The organism is Pseudomonas sp. GM50 (assembly GCF_000282375.1).
Classification (GTDB): domain Bacteria; phylum Pseudomonadota; class Gammaproteobacteria; order Pseudomonadales; family Pseudomonadaceae; genus Aquipseudomonas.
The window spans coordinates 1-940 of record NZ_AKJK01000093.1 but is presented as its reverse complement, the minus strand read 5'-3'; the positions used below and the strand labels follow the sequence as shown (position 1 = coordinate 940).

Sequence of the window (940 nt, the reverse complement as noted above, 5' to 3'; positions counted from 1 at the left end):
GCCGGCAACACCGGCAGCGGCACCACCAGTTCCGGCAACTACACCATCGATACGGTGCTGCCGACCGCCACTATCGTGGTCGCCGACACTGCGTTGAGAATCGGTGAAACGTCACTGGTGACCATCACCTTCAGCGAAGCGGTCAGCGGTTTCAGCAACGCCGACCTGACCATCGCCAACGGTACGTTGACCGCGGTGAGCAGCAGTGACGGCGGCATCACCTGGACCGCGACCTTCACCCCGACCGTCAGCATTACCGACGCGACCAACCTGATCACCCTGGACAACAGCGGTGTGCAAAACGCTTCGGGCAATGCCGGCAGCGGCACTACGGATTCCAACAACTACGCGATCGATACCGTGCGGCCTACGGCAACCATCGTGGTGGCGGACACGGCGCTGAGAATCGGCGAAACCTCGCTGGTGACCATCACCTTCAGTGAAGCGGTCAGCGGTTTTACCAACGCCGACCTGACCATCGCCAACGGCACATTGAGCGCGGTGAGCAGCAGCGACGGAGGTATCACCTGGACGGCGACCTTCACACCTTCCGCGAGCATCAATGACACGACCAACCTGATCACCCTGGACAACACCGGCATCGCGGATCTGGCGGGTAACGCCGGCAGTGGCACCACTGATTCCAACAACTACGCCATCGACACCGTGCGTCCGACCGCCACGATTGTGTTGGCGGATACAACACTGGCAGCGGGCGAAACCTCGCTGGTGACCATCACGTTCAGTGAAGCGGTGAGCGGATTCACCAACGCCGACCTGACGATCGCCAATGGCACCCTGACTGCGGTGAGCAGCAGTGACGGCGGGATTACCTGGACCGCGACCTTCACGCCAACCGTCGGCGTGAGTGACCCGAGCAACGTCATCACCCTGAACAATACCGGTGTGGCCGACATCGCCGGCAACACCGGCAGCGGCA

The 940-nt window shown here is 62.0% G+C and carries 1 protein-coding gene; it reads left to right on the top strand.

What is annotated here, in order from left to right; genetic code table 11:
• The coding region (locus PMI30_RS07965) for an Ig-like domain-containing protein (RefSeq protein WP_008012397.1) at positions 1–940 on the top strand (940 nt) is incomplete at both ends.